The organism is Acinetobacter sp. YH12205, assembly GCF_013418125.1.
GTDB lineage: Bacteria > Pseudomonadota > Gammaproteobacteria > Pseudomonadales > Moraxellaceae > Acinetobacter > Acinetobacter towneri.
In genome coordinates, this window is record NZ_VPCQ01000006.1 from 80,214 (window position 1) to 94,580 (window position 14,367).

At 41.4% G+C, this 14,367-nt stretch carries 11 protein-coding genes and 1 pseudogene; 4 read left to right on the plus strand and 8 right to left on the minus strand.

The annotated features are described in order from the left end of the window. Positions 1–203: 203 nt before the first annotated feature. The 4 genes from FTU92_RS09720 to FTU92_RS09735 all read right to left on the minus strand — a co-directional run bounded on the left by FTU92_RS09720 (position 204) and on the right by FTU92_RS09735 (position 4,409). A complete protein-coding gene (locus FTU92_RS09720) occupies positions 204–1,523 on the minus strand; it encodes an adenylosuccinate synthase (protein ID WP_004971574.1) in 1,320 nt (439 codons plus the stop codon). Positions 1,524–1,592: 69 nt separating this feature from the next. Next, positions 1,593–2,759, minus strand: coding sequence for an ATP phosphoribosyltransferase regulatory subunit (locus FTU92_RS09725; RefSeq protein ID WP_096901061.1), 1,167 nt, complete (start codon positions 2,757–2,759; stop codon positions 1,593–1,595). Positions 2,760–2,924: 165 nt separating this feature from the next. Continuing rightward, a complete protein-coding gene (locus FTU92_RS09730) occupies positions 2,925–3,239 on the minus strand; it encodes a hypothetical protein (RefSeq protein ID WP_004971580.1) in 315 nt (104 codons plus the stop codon). Between the two features lie 135 nt (positions 3,240–3,374). Further along, positions 3,375–4,409 (minus strand): type I glyceraldehyde-3-phosphate dehydrogenase, encoded by a 1,035-nt coding sequence (locus FTU92_RS09735; RefSeq protein ID WP_004971581.1) that lies wholly within the window; start codon positions 4,407–4,409, stop codon positions 3,375–3,377. A 462-nt stretch (positions 4,410–4,871) separates the two neighbouring features. On the opposite strand from FTU92_RS09735, the gene alaS reads away from it, so the two are divergent. From alaS to csrA, 3 genes are all read left to right on the plus strand, one after another. Further along, a complete protein-coding gene (alaS, locus tag FTU92_RS09740; RefSeq protein ID WP_180096161.1) occupies positions 4,872–7,565 on the plus strand; it encodes an alanine--tRNA ligase in 2,694 nt (897 codons plus the stop codon). Between the two features lie 65 nt (positions 7,566–7,630). Beyond that, a complete protein-coding gene (locus FTU92_RS09745; protein ID WP_004971586.1) occupies positions 7,631–8,911 on the plus strand; it encodes an aspartate kinase in 1,281 nt (426 codons plus the stop codon). 250 nt (positions 8,912–9,161) lie between these two features. After that, a complete protein-coding gene (gene csrA / locus FTU92_RS09750; protein WP_004971589.1) occupies positions 9,162–9,416 on the plus strand; it encodes a carbon storage regulator CsrA in 255 nt (84 codons plus the stop codon). A 156-nt stretch (positions 9,417–9,572) separates the two neighbouring features. Here the strand turns inward: csrA and rnhB are convergent, their stop codons facing one another. After that, a complete protein-coding gene (gene rnhB / locus FTU92_RS09755; protein WP_004971591.1) occupies positions 9,573–10,154 on the minus strand; it encodes a ribonuclease HII in 582 nt (193 codons plus the stop codon). Positions 10,155–10,248: 94 nt separating this feature from the next. Continuing rightward, a complete protein-coding gene (locus tag FTU92_RS09760; RefSeq protein ID WP_004971594.1) occupies positions 10,249–10,635 on the minus strand; it encodes a hypothetical protein in 387 nt (128 codons plus the stop codon). A gap of 511 nt (positions 10,636–11,146) precedes the next feature. On the opposite strand from FTU92_RS09760, the pseudogene FTU92_RS09765 reads away from it, so the two are divergent. Next, positions 11,147–11,582 (plus strand): annotated as a pseudogene (locus FTU92_RS09765) (cytochrome b). A 105-nt stretch (positions 11,583–11,687) separates the two neighbouring features. On the opposite strand, the gene FTU92_RS09770 reads toward FTU92_RS09765, so the two are convergent. Both FTU92_RS09770 and FTU92_RS09775 read right to left on the minus strand, forming a co-directional pair. Then, a complete protein-coding gene (locus FTU92_RS09770) occupies positions 11,688–12,689 on the minus strand; it encodes an adenosine deaminase (protein WP_096901064.1) in 1,002 nt (333 codons plus the stop codon). Positions 12,690–12,787: 98 nt separating this feature from the next. Further along, positions 12,788–14,110: an NCS2 family permease gene (locus tag FTU92_RS09775; RefSeq protein WP_096901065.1), complete on the minus strand. Its 1,323-nt coding sequence runs from the start codon at positions 14,108–14,110 to the stop codon at positions 12,788–12,790. Positions 14,111–14,367 lie beyond the last annotated feature (257 nt).

A 14,367-nucleotide genomic window follows, 5' to 3' on the forward strand; every position in this document is an offset into this window, starting at 1 on the left:
CCATTGTAACAAGCCACCCTGCTCTGCACAGCGCCAGTCATCTGCAACTTTAGTCTTGAAAAAACAACTCACTCAGCATCATCTATAATGTTTCCAAAAATGAGTCGCTATTGAAACTGAAACAACAGCAATAAAAAGCCCCATCATTTAGACAGGGCTGAATACATCATCAGAGCTTAAATGCTATGCTAAATCACAACGACTTAAGCATCAAATGGATGACGTAATACGATAGTTTCTGCGCGGTCTGGACCTGTAGAAATAATGTCGATTGGACATTCAATTAACTGCTCAAGACGTTTGATGTAGTTCACTGCATTTTCAGGCAATTGTTCTACACTGGTCGCACCCACAGTTGATTCAGACCAACCTGGCATTGTTTCATAAATTGGCTTTAAGTTTTCGTATGCAAGCGCATCAGAAGAACCTACACAACCTGAATCGGTATTTTCATAACCTACGCAGATTTTGATTTCTTCTAAACCGTCCAATACGTCTAACTTGGTCAAGCAGATACCAGACAGTGAGTTTACATCGACTGAACGACGTAAAATTTCGGCATCAAACCAACCACAACGACGTTGACGACCTGTAGAAGCACCGAACTCGTGACCCACAGTACCTAAGTGTTTACCAATCGCATCACCTACGTCATTTGCTGCGTCATACACCAACTCAGTTGGGAATGGGCCTGCACCTACACGTGTGGTATAAGCTTTGGTAATCCCTAAAACGTAGTCTAAATGTAATGGACCTAAGCCTGAACCAGAGCTTACACCGCCCGCAGTTGTATTCGATGAAGTCACATACGGATAAGTACCGTGGTCAACATCAAGTAATGAACCTTGCGCACCTTCAAACATAATGTTGTCACCGTTTTTACGGTAATTATGAATTTCAGTCGTTACATCAACCACTAATGGTGCAATCACTTCACGCCATTGGTCACATAGCGCTAAAACTTCATCTAACTGAACTGCTTCAACACCGTAGTATTGTGTCAATTGGAAGTTGTGATAGTCCAATAATTCAGTCAATTGAGCGCGTAGTGCTTCACCGCCACGAACCAAGTCAGCAACACGAATCGCACGACGTGCAACCTTGTCTTCATAAGCTGGGCCAATACCACGACCTGTTGTACCAATTTTGGCATTACCACGTTTTTTCTCACGTGCTTGGTCAAGTGCAATGTGGTTCGGCAAAATAAGCGGACAGTTTGGTGAAATACGTAAACGCTCTTTCACTGGCACGCCTTCTTGTTCCAAAATACCCATTTCTTTAATGAGTGCTTCAGGAGAAAGTACTACACCATTACCAATTAAGCACAGTACGTTTTCACGTAAAATACCTGATGGAATGAGGTGTAATACAGTTTTCTTACCACCAACCACGAGAGTATGGCCTGCGTTGTGTCCGCCTTGATAACGAACGACTGCCGCCGCCTGATCTGTGAGCAGGTCGACGATCTTACCTTTACCTTCGTCGCCCCATTGGGTACCAAGTACCACAACATTCTTGCCCATAATAGCCTCATTACATCATGCTGTTAAAATTGAAAACCAAGACCTGTAACATGAAACATGCCTTGGCGATTAAATTTTTTCGACTGTCCACTCACCATTTGCAAGAACCAATTGGTGCGTTGCGTATGGAACCGAGTTTAAATCATCATTACCCAACAATTGAATTACACTAAAGCCTTGCGCACGTGTGTTTTGGATAGCCGCGATTAAATCAGGTTGTGAGCCTTTAGGCGCAACAACAACAGACGATGATTCAAAACGACCTGCACTTAATACAAACAAGTCACAAGAGAAACCTGTTGCAGGGCGCGCACGTCCGAAATGCTGACCAATGCCATCATAACGACCGCCTTGTGCCAATGGTGCAGCACGATTTGGCGCATACACTGCATACATTAAACCTGTGTGATAGTGATAAGAACGCAGCTCAACCACATCAATACCAATATGCAAGTTTGGCCAACGTGCCTGAATTTCAGCTTGTGTTGCTTTCACGGCTTCAAACGCTTGCTTAAATTCGGTATTTTCCAACACATCAGCACTTAAATGAGCCTGCAAAGCGGTTAAATCACTGGCATAGCGACCTAAAGCATAAAAATCTGAACCGAAATTTAAATCTTGGGTAAATTCTGCCAATTCAGGCAATGCTTTACGCTGATATAAATCTGACAATTGACGTTCAGTGGCTTTGCTTAATTCTGCTTGTTTAACCAAGCTACGGAACAAGCCGACATGACCCAAGTCTAAATGCACACCTTCTGCCAAACCTGCTTCTTTTAGCAAGCTGAGCATCAGATCAACCATTTCTACATCGGCATCAATGCTGTCTGAACCAAATAACTCTGCACCCAATTGCAATGGTGCACGTGTGGTATTAAAACCTTGTGGTTTGGTATGTAAAACCGTACCTGCATAGCAGTAACGTGCAATGCCATCTACAGGATGTACATGCGCATCAATACGCGCCACTTGTGGTGTCATATCGGCACGAACACCCAGCAAACGACCTGAAAGTTGGTCGATCACTTTAAATGTGGCAAGGTCTAAATCTTGATTCGATTCTGAAAGAGAAGATAGAGATTCAATGTATTCTATGAATGGCGTGTACACCAACTGATAACCTCGAGATGCGAGGAAATCCAGTGACTTACGACGCAAGCTTTCAATCACTTGCGCTTGTTCTGGTAATACATCAGCTACACCATCAGGTAATAACCATGTCTCTGAAATGGGCATGTTGTAAACCTAAATTCTTGTTTGCGCGGAACGAATCCGCATAAAAAAATCGGGAGCACACCCGATTTCTCCTAGTTTAGCATGATACTTTTGCTCATGCACCTGACTTTTTCTGAAATATGCGGTAAAAAAATATGAATACACCACATCTTTCAAAGCCATCATTTAAAAGTCCTGATTTGATTTCACCGCCTTTGCCAATAAACTGACCAACTCAGCATTTTGCATTTCAAGCTGTGCGGTTTTTTGCACGGTTTTATCGAGTGCATCTTGCTGAACCTGCATCTTTTTAGCCAAATCTTGCATAATCTCCAACGTCTTTTTTAGATGCTCTTCTAAATGTAATACTTTTTGCTCGACTTGCTGTTGATGCTGCACATCACTGCTGCTGTCTGCCTGATTTTTAAACTGCAACCAAATCAGAAAAATGACGGCAAGTGCCAGCAAAAAAATAAATCCCCACAATAAAATAATCATCATGCCACTACTCTATTCAAATTTTCTATGCAAACTTTGTTATATCAATCAGTGAATTAACCGTGAATACGAAGTGTAAAATCTGTCATCACTATTACACGCTTTTCACACTTTGTATATGTCTTAAAAAGTAGCCGCTTACACCGCCCGCTGACTAAAAGATTCACACAAATCTAGTAAACGGTTGGCATAACCCCACTCGTTGTCATACCACGCAAAAACTTTGGCTTGATGACCCACGACCATGGTTTGACTTAAATCGACAATTAAAGAATAAGGTGAATGGTTAAAGTCGCTCGATACCAAAGGCTCATCGGTCACTTGCATAATTTCGGCATAATCATGCGCTGCCGAAGCACACAACACCTGATTCAATTTATGCACCGTAATTGGCGACTGAGAAATAAAAGTTAAATCAATGGCTGCAACATTGATGGTCGGCACACGAATCGAATAACCATCTATCCGATCTGCCATTTTTGGCATGACTTGTTTTAAAGCACCTAGGGCAGAAGAAGTTGTAGGAATAATATTTTGTCCTGATGCACGCGCACGACGTAAATCGCGATGCGCCTGATCCAATACAGTTTGATCGGCTGTGACTGCATGAATTTCAGTCATTAATGCGGTATCAATTCCAAAAGCGTCATCAATAATTTTAACCAGTGGTACTAAAGCCTGCGTGGTGCAAGACACACTGGAAATAATTTGGTCAGTATTTTTGACTTCGTGATGATTGACACCATAAACAATCGCAGCATCTACAGTATCGAATGGTGCAGCGCCAATAATCACACGTTTGGCGCCCGCAGTAATATGCTGCGTTGCCGCCTCGCGGGAACGAAACAACCCTGTGCATTCCAATACCACATCTACATTTAAAGCTTGCCACGGCAACTGTGCAGGTTGAGCCTGATTCAACACCTGAACTTTTAATTGCGCCAAACCTGCAGAAATATTCAAAAAAATCTGTTCATTTTCAAGGCTAATTTCCACCTGCCCTTTAAAACGACCATGGGTACTGTCGTATTTAAATAAATGAACCAAGGTTTCTACATCGGCAATGTCATTTATGGCGACGATTTCAAAATGAAAGTCTTTGGGATTTTCAAACCAAGCCCGCAGCACATTGCGCCCGATTCTACCAAAGCCATTGATTGCCACTCGTTGCATGACCGATCCTTTCATAATGAAATCAAAATTTAAGCACAGACTATGTTAATAGATTTTGAGGCCTTACTGAAAAAAATCAGATCAATTCTGCGAATTTTCACGCAATTTGTTGTTTAATTCGGCAAATCAAAAATATCAGCTTTGACTTTCTAGCTTACATTTACGTTTTCTTAAATTTTGTATTCTACTTTATGGCAGTTCGGCATACTCCGTGACCTACAGTAAACGCTTATTTTGAATGTAAATGTTCATCATCTTCTATTGCAAAGATTTATTCTGCGTAATCGCAACCAAGTTTGCGTCAGAATTGTCATCTATTCACACTAAAATGATTGGTGATAATGGCTTTTTCCGTTATAATTTGGCGTTTTTAAAATTTTAAGCCTGCATGACAGCAAAAGAATTATTTTTGTCAGACTGTCTTGCGTTTAGCCCAATCGGAAATTATGGAGTGACTTGGTTGTGAGTACTCGTTTTATGACATCAGCTGAAATTCGTGAAGCATTTTTGCGTTACTTTGAATCGCAAGGGCATACACGTGTCGCATCGAGTTCTCTAGTACCCGCCAATGACCCAACCCTGTTATTTACCAATGCAGGTATGAACCAGTTTAAAGACTGTTTCCTTGGGTTAGAAAAACGTGATTATGTACGTGCTGTATCGTCACAAAAATGTGTGCGTGCAGGCGGTAAACATAACGATTTAGACAATGTGGGTTATACCGCACGTCACCATACTTTCTTTGAAATGTTAGGTAACTTCTCGTTTGGTGATTATTTCAAACGTGATGCAATTAAATTTGCTTGGGAATTTTTAACCAGTGAACAATGGTTAGCGCTACCAAAAGACCGTTTATATGCCACGGTTTACCACACCGATGATGAAGCATTTGACATCTGGAACAAAGAAATTGGTTTAGATGCTTCTCGTATTATCCGTATTGGCGATAACAAAGGCGGCCAATATGCTTCAGACAACTTCTGGGCAATGGGTGATACAGGTCCTTGCGGTCCGTGTTCTGAAATTTTCTATGATCATGGCGATCATATTTGGGGCGGTTTACCAGGCACACTAGAAGAAGATGGCGACCGTTTCATTGAAATCTGGAACAACGTATTCATGCAGTTTAACCGTACTGCAGATGGCGTATTGCACCCACTTCCAGCACCGTCTGTAGATACAGGCATGGGCTTGGAGCGTATTTCTGCAGTATTGCAACACGTCAACTCTAACTACGAAATTGATCTGTTCCAGCACTTACTCAAAAATGCAGCACAGATTATTGGTTTAGACACGGCTGCTCTTGAAGTAACTGCACAGCAAACTGGCAAGCCTGTAGACTACCCTGCTTCACTCAAAGTAGTTGCTGACCACGCTCGTTCTTGCTGCTTCCTAATTGCCGATGGCGTGAATCCATCGAATGAAGGTCGTGGTTATGTATTGCGTCGTATTATTCGTCGTGCAGTACGTCACGGCAACAAGCTTGGCGCAACAGGTTCATTCTTCCACAAAATGCTTCAGCCTTTAATTGAAGTAATGGGTCAAGCTTATCCTGAACTTGCAGCAAATCAAGCGCGTATTGAAGCGCAACTTCTAAAAGAAGAAGAACAATTTGCCAAAACGCTTGAGCAAGGTTTGAAATTGCTTGAGGGTGAATTGGCACAGCTTAAAGGCTCGGTCATTCCTGGTGAAGTGGTATTTAAACTATATGACACTTACGGCTTCCCAACAGATTTAACGGCAGATATTGCACGTGAACGCGACTTGACCATTGACGAAGCAGGCTTTGAAGTTGAAATGGCAGCGCAACGTCAACGTGCACGCGATGCAGGTAAATTTGCAGTTGACTACAACTCAATTGTAAAAGTTGAAGGTGAAACTCAATTTGATGGCTATGACGCAACGACTGGTCAGGGTCAAATTGTGGCTATTTATAAAGATGGCGAACAAGTCGATGAAGTAGTTGAAGGCGATGAAGCTTTAATCGTACTCAATCAAACCCCGTTCTATGCAGAAAGCGGTGGTCAGATTGGTGATACAGGTCTATTCAAAAACGAAACAGGTATTTTTGAAGTTCAAGACACCAAAAAATCTGGCGGTGCTTTTGTTCATCAAGGTATTGTTACCATGGGCAGTTTAAAAGCTGCGCAAGCGGTGGAAGCGATTGTAAAAGCAGACATCCGCGAAGCTACTGCACGCAACCACTCTGCAACACACTTATTGCACGCTGCCCTACGTCAAGTTTTAGGTGCACACGTACAGCAAAAAGGTTCGTTGGTTGCTTCTGATATTTTACGTTTTGACTTTGCCAATGACCAACCTGTGTCATTTGAACAATTGCAAGAAATTGAGCGTTTGGTAAATGCAGAAGTCATTGCCAATACCGCAGTTTCTACTGAATTACTGGATATTGAAGCAGCCAAAGCCAAAGGCGCAATGATGCTATTTGGTGAAAAGTATGGCGATGAAGTTCGCGTACTTTCTATGGGTTCAATCATTGAAGATAAAAACTTCTCCATTGAACTTTGTGGCGGTATTCACGTGAAACGTACAGGTGATATTGGTCTGTTCAAAATCATCTCTGAAGGTGGTGTTGCAGCTGGTGTACGTCGTATTGAAGCAATTACAGGCAGCAAAGCCGTTGAAGCCGTTCAAAAAACTGAACGCGATATCAACAGCATCAATGCTTTGTTGAAAGCACAAAAAGACCAAACTTTAGAAAAAGTGAATACATTGGTCGATACAGCATCTAGCCTTCAAAAGCAGATTGAACAGCTCAATCAAAAATTAGCGCACTTCCAAGCAGCTGAACTTTTAAGTCAAGTACAAGAACTTGCTGGACGTACCACGCTCATTACCACTGTACAAAATATGGATGCAAAATCACTGCGTAATTTGCACGACGGTGTAAAATCCAAACTCGACCAAGCAGTGATTGTACTTGCAGGTGTAGAAGGCGATAAAGTCAGCTTAATCGCTTCTGTTGCACCAGACTTTACTGCTACGATTAAAGCAGGAGACATCATCAAACACTTGGCTACAGAACTAGGTGGTAAAGGTGGTGGTAAACCTGATTTGGCACAAGGTGGCGCGCCACTTAACGAGAACTTTGCAACGGTGATGGCAGGTTTAACTGCTTGGCTTGCGGCAAAATAATCTCACTTTTTGTGTAACTGACCCTGAGCAGGTAAATTCAGGGTCATGGCTTATATGGAACAACTATGGCACTAATCGTTCAAAAATATGGCGGTACCTCAATGGGTACTCCCGAGCGCATTTTAAATGTTGCTCGTCGTGTGAAGCGCTGGCATGATCATGGCCACAAAGTAGTGGTTGTCGTTTCTGCCATGAGTGGCGAAACCAATCGCCTACTCGCTCTCGCGAAAGCCATTACCGAAACCCCTGATCCGCGTGAATTAGACCAAATGGTGTCTACAGGCGAACAGGTGACGATTTCGATGTTAGCGATGGCGCTGAATTCTATTGGCGTTGCGGCAAAATCACTAACTGGTCGCCAAGTTGGTATTCAAACTGACAGCGCATTTACCAAAGCACGTATTGAAGCGATTAATACTGACGTGTTAACTGAAAACCTAGACGCAGGCCGTGTGATTGTGGTTGCTGGTTTCCAAGGTTTTGATGCTGAAGGTAACACCACTACTTTAGGTCGTGGTGGTTCTGATACTTCTGGCGTTGCGCTTGCTGCTGCATTGAAAGCCGATGAATGCCAAATTTATACTGACGTAGATGGCGTTTACACCACAGACCCACGCGTTGCACCAAAAGCCAAAAAAGTAGATCGTATTTCTTTTGAAGAAATGCTAGAAATGGCTTCTTTAGGTTCTAAAGTATTGCAAATTCGTGCGGTTGAATTTGCAGGTAAATACCAAGTACCTTTACGTGTATTATCAAGTTTTGATAATGACAATGATGGCGCATTCGACGAAGATTTTAAACAAAATGTCGGCACACTCATTACTACTGAATTGGAAGACAACATGGAACAACCTATCATCTCAGGTATCGCGTTTAACCGTGACGAAGCAAAATTAACTATTTTAGGTGTGCCTGATGAGCCAGGTATTGCATCTAAAATCTTGTCACCTATTGGCGCTGCCAATGTTGAAGTTGACATGATCATCCAAAACGTAGAAGAAGATGGTACTACCGACTTTACTTTTACTGTAAACCGTGGCGAACTTGCCAAAGCAAAATCAATTCTTGAAGCAACTGCCAAAGAAATTGGTGCACGTGAAGTCGCTACACGTGGTGACATCGTGAAAGTATCTATCGTTGGTGTAGGTATGCGTTCACATGCAGGTGTTGCAAGCAAAATGTTTACTGCCCTTGCAGATGAAGGCATTAACATTCTCATGATTTCTACTTCTGAAATTAAAATTTCAGTCATTATTGAAGAAAACTATTTAGAGCTTGCAGTACGTACTTTACACACTGTATTTGGTCTAGATCGTGAAAGCGGTGAGTCTAGCGCACGCGCTTAATACGCCCCTGTCAGAAAATGTAATTGTCTGACAAATTTTGCGAAAAAGTACAAAAAAATAGAGCCACTATAGTTTTTTTTATAGTGGCTCTGTTATATTGAGCAATATGCTTTCATAAATTTTGGCAGCGCTGTATCTTATAAAATAAATAATGATACGTTCCGTTAAAATTTACTGGTTTTTATTTGGTTGTGACTTTTAAATTGCTTTAAAAATCAATGCAGGTTTAGCATTTTGCAAGGAGATAAACATGCTGATTCTGACCCGACGTGTCGGAGAAACATTAATGATTGGGGACCAAGTCAGCGTGACTGTGCTTGGTGTCAAAGGTAACCAAGTTCGTATTGGTGTAAATGCCCCGAAAGAAGTATCGGTTCATCGTGAAGAAATCTATCAACGTATTCAACACGAGCGTGCCATGCATGAGCATTTGCAACATTTAGATCAAGATTATCAACCTTCATTTGAAGAAGATAACTACTCGCAAAATGACTTTAATCGTTAAACGATTAAGGTAATTGAATATAAAGCGGCTCATTTGCCGCTTTAAATTTTTCTGCTGAATGCTTTTTAAAAACTCGCATCATTTCAGAGTTGCTCGCTGATTCGAAGCATGTAAAGACTATTTTACAGGCAACTCAGCACAAGTTTTGCATGAAAATTACTGTGAGTTTTCCATTAATTCTAAAGCTTTACGCACAGGTGCAAAACTACGTCGATGTGCCGCAATCACGCCATGCTGTGCAATGGCTTCAAAATGTGCTTTGGTTGGATAACCTTTATGTTTGGCAAAACCAAATTGTGGAAATGCTTGATCAAGCAATACCATTTCACGGTCACGCGCCACTTTAGCTAAAATACTGGCTGCCGAAATCTCTGCATGTAATGCATCTCCCCCAACAACGGCATCACAAGACATCGCTAAACCCTGCGGAATTTTATTGCCATCGACTAAGACATGCTCAGGTTGAATAGATAAGGCTTCCACCGCACGACGCATCGCCAATAACGATGCTTGCAAAATATTCAGTTCATCAATTTCGGCTGCAGATGCTTCTGCAATTGCCCAAGCCAAAGCCTTTTCCTGAATTTCAACAAATAACTTTTCACGCTTTTTTTCTGTCAGTTTTTTAGAATCATTTAAACCTTCAATCGGGTTATTCGGATCTAAAATAACTGCCGCAGCGACAACAGAACCCACTAAAGGCCCACGCCCTGCTTCATCTACACCTGCAATTTTCATCATCTTTTTCCAGAAAAAATAGGCTGAAATCTTCAGCCTATCTTACGATGCGAGTCACAACGCACCATTTTTAATTTTACAGAATCGGTAAAACTTATCTTACTGCTTCTGCCACACATGCATTAATGGTTCGAGATACTGCATTGCTCACAATGGTTGCACGTGCAGCAGGGTCAATTGCTGCAGTGGCTAAATCTACTGCAGTCACATTTTGTGGTGCTTTTTCACTAACACAACCACAAATTTCCGCTTGAACATTTTGCTTTTGCGTTGGTGTCATAACACGTGTCGCAGTGTGCCATGCAGGAATGTTGTTTAATTCAGTCACACACTTGGCATTAATTGCAATTTTAATCGCCGCCATACCCAATTGTTGAGTTGCTGTCGGTGCAGTTGTCGTTCCTGTAGTAGTACCTGTAGTGGTGGTACATGCAGATAAAACCAAAGCGATAGGTGCCAATACAGCGAGTAGTTTTTTCATGGATATTTCCTGTATTTAATATTCAAGTCATTTGAGTGAAACAATGCCGCTATTGTGCCTAAACTTGTTTGACGAAGGAATAGCTTTTTGCAATTTCTACATTCATGTGCTTAGGCTTAAGGCTAGGGGCTGTTGACAATTTTTCTATGTTTGCGACAACGCATATTTTTTAGCTGATATAAGGCATGAGGTAGGAAATTTAGTCATTCTAAATGACTGACTCATAACGCAATAGCAGCAAAAAATATGCTTGTCCTGAAAGGCTGTGGCTAAAACTTTCTCAGATTGCGTTATGAAACTTGGCAATAGTCTCGCTATTCCCTGCGTTTCATGCCTGATCTGCTCAGTTTTAGCCTACAGCGCAAACTATTTATGAAATATCAACAGCCCCCTCAAGAACGCTATTTTTTTTGCAGCGTTGCAGATTTTCAACACTCCGTTGCAGGTGGATACTTTTTTCGCTACATGCTGTTGTTTAGCATGCAAGCACACTATTCGCCTGAAACATAACATGAACAGTTCTCATTCATATTACACCCGTACCGCACAAGTTTTACATTGGCTCATGGCGATTATTTTTATTGGTGATTCGCTTATTTTGGCGTTACACCCACCCTGCGCCACAACTGCCTGACAGCATGTCACCGTTGATGAAAACACTAGCGCATTTAGGACATCTAGGTCTGTATTTTATGCTGATTGCGATTCCAATCACGGACTGTTTGTTTAGCTGGAGCGTGGGTAAACCTGTGCCTGTGTTGTATTTATTTGAAATTCCAGCCTTGGTGGATAAGAACCCCGAACTATTAGCAATTGTTAAACCTGTGCATACTTATTTGTCATGGTTTGCAGGGGCAATGGTGGTTGGGCATATGCTTGCAGCACTTAAACATCACTTTATAGATAAAGACGATGTATTGCGTAGTATGACGCAACAAGGTAAATAATTTTTAAAGCTTGAGTTTAAAGCGATTCAAATCGTTCTCCCACAAAAAAGCAGCTTAAATTAAGCTGCTTTTTTGTAGTCTAAGCTAATCTAAATTCAGTTTAACTCATCCCAATGCTTGAATTTGCTCAATCCATTTTTGCTTTTCTTCAGCCGAAATAAATGAAGCTTCAAAAGAATTAACCGCCAATTGTTTTAATTCAGCATTGCTTAAATCTAAAGCTTGGCTAATAGCAACAAAGTTATCATTCATATAACCACCAAAATAAGATGGATCATCTGAATTAACTGTCACTTTAACACCCTGCTGCAATAAACGGCGGATGTTGTGCTGTGCCATATCATCCACTACGCATAGCTTTAAATTACTCAATGGACAGACCGTGAGCGGCATTTTCTCTGCAATTAGACGTTGCATTAATACAGGATCTTCTTCAGAACGCACACCATGATCAATACGGTTTACTTTCAGTAAATCTAATGCTTCCCAAACATATTCGGCTGGCCCTTCTTCGCCTGCATGTGCCACGACTAAAAAGCCTGCTTCACGTGCTTTGGCAAAGACACGTTCAAACTTTGAAGGTGGATGTCCAACTTCGCTTGAGTCCAAACCCACTGCGATAATTTGATCTTTATAAGGCAAAGCCTGTTCAAGTGTGGCAAATGCTGCATCTTCGCTTAAATGACGCAAGAAACACATAATTAAATTTGAACTGATGCCTAATTTTGTTTGCGCATCATCACAAGCACGTTGTAAGCCATTAATCACGGTTGCAAATGCCACACCACGCTCGGTATGGGTTTGCGGATCAAAAAACATTTCGGTATGTACCACACGGTCTTCAACACATTTTTCAAAATATGCCCAAGCCAAATCGTAAAAATCTTGCTCATGCACCAACACTTGTGCGCCTGCATAATAAATATCTAAAAAAGACTGCAAGTTATGAAAGTTATATGCTTGTTTGACTTCTTCTACGGACTGATAAGGGATGTCTATTTGGTTGCGCTGCGCAATGGCAAACATCAATTCAGGTTCAAAAGTACCTTCAATATGCACATGCAATTCTGCTTTAGGTAATGCACAGATTAGCTCAAGTTGATTCATGTTCTGTCCTTTTTGCTATTTTATGGGAGAATATTAAAAAATTGATCAAAATAAAAAGGGTGCAAACTGAGTTTACACCCCTTTTCAGTTTAAGAATATTAACCGCCAAACATGGCAAATTTTAATGCCCAAAGTGCAGCAATAATCCACACCATATAAGGTACAGACTTGGCTTTGCCAGTGAGTAGTTTAATCAGCGCATAGCTAATAAAGCCCATAGCGATGCCATCGGCAATAGAATAAGTAAATGGCATGAACACGACTGTTAAGAATGCAGGCACGGCTTCGGTGATGTCATCCCAATCAATATGCACAATGCCTTGAATCATCAACACACCCACAAATAACAAGGCAGGTGCAGTCGCAAAACCTGGTACCGATTGCGCAAGTGGTGCCAAGAACAAACAGGCAATAAACAACAAGCCAACAATCACTGCGGTTAAGCCTGTACGACCACCCGCTGCAACACCTGCAGATGATTCAATATACGGCGTTGTTGAAGATGTACCCAATGCCGCACCTGCAACAATTGCAGAAGAATCGGCAAAAAGTGCTTTTTTCAAACGGGGTAATTTACCATCTTGCAACAAGCCTGCACGGTGTGAAACACCCACTAAAGTACCTGTAGAGTCGAATAAATCGACTAAGAAAAATACGAAAATTACGCCAATTAAACTTGCTGTAAATAGACCTTCAAAGTCCATTTGCATAAAAGTAGGTGCAATAGATGGAATTTCACCAACCACACCTTTAAATTCGCTTAAACCTAAAGCTGTTGAAATAGCAGTCAGCACCAAAATACTGATGATAATTGCACCACGTACTTTAAAGTGATGCATTACTACAACCATTAAAAAGCCAAGTAGCGCTAACAGTACTGATGGTTGTTTTAAGTCACCCAAGCCCACCAAAGTCGCAGGATTATCAACAATAACACCTGCATTTTTTAGGGCGATTAAAGCTAGGAATAAACCAATACCACCGCCAATGGCTAGTTTTAATGACATGGGAATGGCATTAACAATGGCTTCACGGATTTTAAACATGCTAATGGCAATGAAAATAATCCCTGATACAAAAACTGCAGCCAAAGCCGTTTGCCAAGGCACACCCATGCCTAAACAAACCGAGTAAGTGAAATAGGCGTTTAGCCCCATGCCTGGTGCGAGTGCGATTGGGTAATTGGCAACAATTCCCATCACCAAGCAGCCAATAGCTGCGGCTAAACAGGTGGCGACAAAGACAGCTCCATGATCCATTCCTGTTTCAGATAAAATCATCGGATTGACAATAATGATGTAACACATGGTTAAGAATGTGGTTACACCCGCCAAAATCTCGGTACGGAATGTGGTCTTGTTTTCGCTTAATTTGAATAAGCGCTCAAGCATTCCCGCTGAGGATGGATTAGGAGTCGTCATGACCTAGCCCCTGTAAATAAACTGAATTTGCAGCATGACGCAATTTTAAGTCAGCACTTAAAAGCCTGTGTCAGTTGCGGCAATGGATTTGCCCAATGAGCATGTAAAATTACATGAAAAAGATAAACTTAATTCACAATCAAGCATTTGATTTTATCAAAATCAAAAATTCGGAATGCTAAATAAAAAAGCCGCATAAATTTTATGCAGCTTTGTTCATCTTTTTTTTACTTCAGTCACTCTCAAAAGTAATGCCT

What these genes read in the sequence shown, in the direction of transcription:
- FTU92_RS09745 (WP_004971586.1), top strand. Translation starts at nt 7,631, where the DNA reads ATGGCACTAATCGTTCAAAAATATGGCGGTACCTCAATGGGTACTCCC.
- FTU92_RS09735 (WP_004971581.1), bottom strand. Translation starts at nt 4,409, where the DNA reads ATGCAACGAGTGGCAATCAATGGCTTTGGTAGAATCGGGCGCAATGTG.
- FTU92_RS09725 (WP_096901061.1), bottom strand. Translation starts at nt 2,759, where the DNA reads ATGCCCATTTCAGAGACATGGTTATTACCTGATGGTGTAGCTGATGTA.
- FTU92_RS09760 (WP_004971594.1), bottom strand. Translation starts at nt 10,635, where the DNA reads ATGAAAAAACTACTCGCTGTATTGGCACCTATCGCTTTGGTTTTATCT.
- FTU92_RS09730 (WP_004971580.1), bottom strand. Translation starts at nt 3,239, where the DNA reads ATGATGATTATTTTATTGTGGGGATTTATTTTTTTGCTGGCACTTGCC.
- FTU92_RS09720 (WP_004971574.1), bottom strand. Translation starts at nt 1,523, where the DNA reads ATGGGCAAGAATGTTGTGGTACTTGGTACCCAATGGGGCGACGAAGGT.
- FTU92_RS09770 (WP_096901064.1), bottom strand. Translation starts at nt 12,689, where the DNA reads ATGAATCAACTTGAGCTAATCTGTGCATTACCTAAAGCAGAATTGCAT.
- rnhB (WP_004971591.1), bottom strand. Translation starts at nt 10,154, where the DNA reads ATGAAAATTGCAGGTGTAGATGAAGCAGGGCGTGGGCCTTTAGTGGGT.
- csrA (WP_004971589.1), top strand. Translation starts at nt 9,162, where the DNA reads ATGCTGATTCTGACCCGACGTGTCGGAGAAACATTAATGATTGGGGAC.
- FTU92_RS09775 (WP_096901065.1), bottom strand. Translation starts at nt 14,110, where the DNA reads ATGACGACTCCTAATCCATCCTCAGCGGGAATGCTTGAGCGCTTATTC.